The sequence below is a fragment of the Sphingobium sp. HDIP04 genome (genome assembly GCF_000445085.1).
GTDB lineage: Bacteria > Pseudomonadota > Alphaproteobacteria > Sphingomonadales > Sphingomonadaceae > Sphingobium > Sphingobium indicum.
The window spans coordinates 1-4,082 of sequence record NZ_ATDO01000101.1 but is presented as its reverse complement, the minus strand read 5'-3'; the positions used below and the strand labels follow the sequence as shown (position 1 = coordinate 4,082).

Sequence of the window (4,082 nt, the reverse complement as noted above, 5' to 3'; positions counted from 1 at the left end):
CCCCAGCCCCTCCCCTAAAGGGGAGGGGAGGAAATGAGCTGACCATGATCCCGACCGGATCGTGGACCCTTTTTCACGCCATCGAGGAATTGTCCGATGCGCCTTTCCCGTTTCTTTATCGACCGGCCGATCTTCGCCGCCGTGATCGCGGTGGTCATCGCCGTGGTCGGCGCGCTGGCCTTTGTCGGCCTGCCTGTTTCGCAATATCCCGACATCGTGCCGCCGACGGTCACGGTTTCCGCCCAATATCCCGGCGCATCGGCCGAGACGGTCGCGGCGACCGTCGCCGCGCCGATCGAGCAGGAGATCAACGGCGTCGACGACATGCTCTACCAGAGCAGCCAGTCGACCGGCGACGGCAAGGTCACGATCACCGTCACCTTCAAGGTCGGCACCGACCTGGACGCCGCGCAGGTGCTGGTCCAGAACCGCGTCGCCGTGGCGATCCCGCGCCTGCCGGAGGAGGTGCAGCGGCTGGGCGTCGTCACGCGCAAGACGACCCCGGAATTCCTGATGGTCGTGAACCTCCAGTCGCCCGACGGCACGTTCGACCGCAACTATATCTCCAACTATGCGCTGACGCAGGTCCGCGACCGGCTGGCGCGGCTGGACGGCGTGGGCGACGTGCAGTTGTTCGGATCGCGCGACTATGCGATGCGCATCTGGATCGACCCTGACCGCGCCGCCGCGCTGGACCTGACGGCGGGCGAGATCGTGCAGGCCCTGCGCGCCCAGAATGTGCAGGTGTCCGCCGGTTCCATCGGCCAGCCCCCCTATGATCGCGGCGAAGCCTTCCAGCTAGGCGTCGAGATGCAGGGCCGCCTGACCGAACCGCAGCAGTTCGCCGACATCGTCGTCCGCACCGATGCGGACGGCCGTCAGGTCCGGGTGGGCGACATCGCCCGCGTCGAGCTGGGCGCGCAGGATTACGGCATCAACACCTATCTGTCGAACAAGCCGACCGTCGTCATCGCGACGATGCAGCGCCCCGGATCCAACGCGCTGGACGCGGCGGAGAAGGTGAAGGCGGAGATGGAGCAGCTTTCCAGGCGCTTCCCCAAGGGGCTGGAATATAGCGTCATCTACAACCCGACCGAATTCATCAGCCAGTCCATCGACGCCGTCTACCAGACGCTGTTCGAAGCGGTGATCCTGGTCGTCATCGTCATCCTGGTCTTCCTCCAGAACTGGCGCGCGGCGGTCATCCCGATCATCGCCATCCCGGTGTCGCTGATCGGCACGGCGGCGATCCTGGCCGGGCTGGGCTATTCGCTGAACAACCTGTCGCTGTTCGGGCTGGTGCTGGCCATCGGCATCGTCGTCGACGACGCCATCGTCGTGGTCGAGAATGTCGAGCGCAATATCGAGCATGGCATGACGCCGCTGGAGGCCGCCCGCACGTCCATGGACGAAGTGTCGACCGCGCTGGTCGCCATCGTCCTGGTGCTGTGCGCGGTGTTCGTGCCGACTTTGTTCATCACCGGCATTTCGGGCGCCTTCTACCAGCAGTTCGCCGTCACCATCTCCACCGCGACGATCATTTCGCTGATCCTGTCGCTGACCTTGTCTCCGGCGGCGGCGGCCCTGCTGCTGAAGTCCAGGCATGACGGGCATGATCTCCGCAACGCTCCTCGCTGGCGCCGGATCGCGGCGCAGGCGGCCGACCGCTTCAATCGCGGCTTCGACCGCCTGAGCGCAGGCTATGCCCGCCTCACCCGCTTCCTGGTGGCCCGGCCGAAGAAGATGCTGCTCACCTATTCGGGGCTGATCGCCGCCACCATCGCCCTGTTCTGGGTGACGCCCGGCGGCTTCATCCCCGCGCAGGACCAGGGCTATTTCCTGGCCGTGGTGCAACTCCCCTCCGGCGCGTCGCTGGAGCGCACCGACAAGGTGACGCGGGAGGTCGCGGCGAAGATCCTGCCGATCAAGGGCCTGCGCGGCGCGGTGATGTTCGCGGGCTTCCATGGCCCGTCCCAGACGCAGGCGCCCAACAGCGCCGCCATCTACTTCCCGTTCAAGACCTTCGCCGAGCGTCGGCAAGAAGGCGTCACCTATGCCGGGATCATGGAGCAGGCGAACCAGGCCGTCGCCGGTTACGACAAGGCCCGCATCCTGATCGTGCCGCCGCCGCTGATCCAGGGCATCGGTTCGGCGGGCGGATACCGCCTGATGGTGCAGGACCGCGAGGATCATGGCTATGCCGAGCTGAACAGGGTTGCCCAGGACTTCATCGCCAAGGCGAACCAGACGCCCGGCCTCAACATGGTCTACACCCTGTTCGATGTCGGCACGCCCCGCGTCTATGCCGATGTGGACCGGCGCAAGGCCGACCTGCTGGGCGTTCCGCCGGAGCGCGTGTTCGAAGCGATGCAGGTCTATCTGGGTTCGGCCTTCGTCAACGACTTCAACCTGCTGGGCCGCACCTATCGCGTCACCGCGCAGGCCGATGCCGACCATCGCGGCACGGTGGCGGACATCGCCAACCTCAAGACCCGGTCGAACAGCGGGCAGATGGTGCCCATCGGTTCCGTCTCGACCTTCAAGGACAAGACCGGCCCCTATCGCGTGGTGCGCTACAACCTGCTGCCGGCGGTGGAGATCGACGGCGATACGGCCCCCGGATACAGTTCGGGCCAGTCGCTGACGACGATGGAGAAGCTGGCCGATTCCACGCTTCCCGACGGTTATGGCCGGGAGTGGACGGGCGTCGCCTATCAGCAGGTGATCGCGGGGAACACGGCGGGCATCGTCTTCGCCATGGCGGTGTTCTTCGTCTTCCTGGTGCTGGCGGCGCAGTATGAAAGCCTGACGCTGCCGCTGTCGATCATCCTGATCGTGCCGATGTGCCTGTTCGCGGCCATGCTGGGCGTGAACCTGCGGGGACAAGACAACAACATCCTGACGCAGATCGGGCTGGTCGTGCTGATCGCGCTGGCGGCGAAGAACGCGATCCTGGTGGTCGAATTCGCCAAGCAGGCGGAGGAGGAACAGGGGCTGTCGCCGGTGGAGGCCGCCGTGCAGGCGGCGCAGACCCGGCTGCGGCCGATCCTGATGACCAGCTTCGCCTTCATCCTGGGCGCGGTGCCGCTGGTGATCGCGAGCGGGGCTGGCGCGGAACTGCGGCAGGCTTTGGGCACGGCCGTCTTCTTCGGGATGACCGGCGTGACGGCGTTCGGCCTGCTTTTCACCCCCACCTTCTATGTCGTGTGCCGCGCATTGGGCGACCGCTTTTCCCGCAAGGGCAAGGGTCAGGCGCCCGCCGCGCTGCAACCCGCCGAATAAGGAACGGCATGATGATCAAGACACTCCTCCCCCTCCTGCTCGGCGCGTCGGCCCTGACCGCTTGCGCCGCAGGGCCGGACTATAAGGCTCCGGCTACCCCGACCGCTGCCGCGGGGGCCTTTATCGGCGCGGCCAGTCCGGCGGTCAGCGTCGCGCAGGCCGACGACCATTGGTGGCGGCTCTACAGCGATCCGGTGCTGGACGGGCTGGTGCAGGACGCGCTGAAGGCGAATACCGACATCCGCGTGGCGGTCGCCCGGCTGGAAAAGGCCCGCGCCCAGTTGCGCGGCGCCCGTTCCGACAGGCTGCCGCAGACGACCTTGAGCGGTTCGCCCAGCTATGGCCGGACGTCGGCCGCGCAGAGCTTGCCGGGGGCCGACCGGGAGAACTGGACCATCGATGCGGGATTGAACGTCGCCTATGAGGTCGACCTGTTCGGGCGCGTGAAGCGCAGCATCGAGGCGGCGAAGGGCGACGCCAACGCCGCGTCGGCCGATGCCGACGCGGTGCGCGTGGCGGTGGTGGCCGACACGGTGCGCGCCTATGTCGACGCCACCAGTTCGGCCGAACGCCTTGCAGTGGCGCGGCAGACGGTGGCGCTGCTCGACAACAGCATCCGCATCACCAATGCCCGGTTCGAGGTCGGTCGATCCGACCGGCTGGACGTGATCCGGGTGACGGCGCTGCGCGACAGCCAGGCGGCGGTCATCCCCAGCCTGGTGGCGGATCGGGACGGGGCGCTGTTCCGGCTGGCGACGCTGACCGGGCGGACGCCGCGGGATTTGCCGGGCGCGGTCCGG

Annotated in this window: 2 protein-coding genes; both read left to right on the top strand. The window is 67.3% G+C overall.

The genetic code is table 11. From position 1 onward, the window contains the following. Window positions 1-96: 96 nt before the first annotated feature. Window positions 97-3,282, top strand: coding sequence for an efflux RND transporter permease subunit (locus L286_RS38360; protein WP_020819682.1), 3,186 nt, complete (start codon window positions 97-99; stop codon window positions 3,280-3,282). A gap of 8 nt (window positions 3,283-3,290) precedes the next feature. Next, on the top strand, window positions 3,291-4,082 hold a 792-nt coding region (locus L286_RS38355; protein WP_021223620.1), incomplete at its 3' end, for a TolC family protein.

Excerpts from the sequence above, each read along its gene's own strand:
- L286_RS38360 (WP_020819682.1), top strand. The coding sequence starts at position 97 with ATGCGCCTTTCCCGTTTCTTTATCGACCGGCCGATCTTCGCCGCCGTG.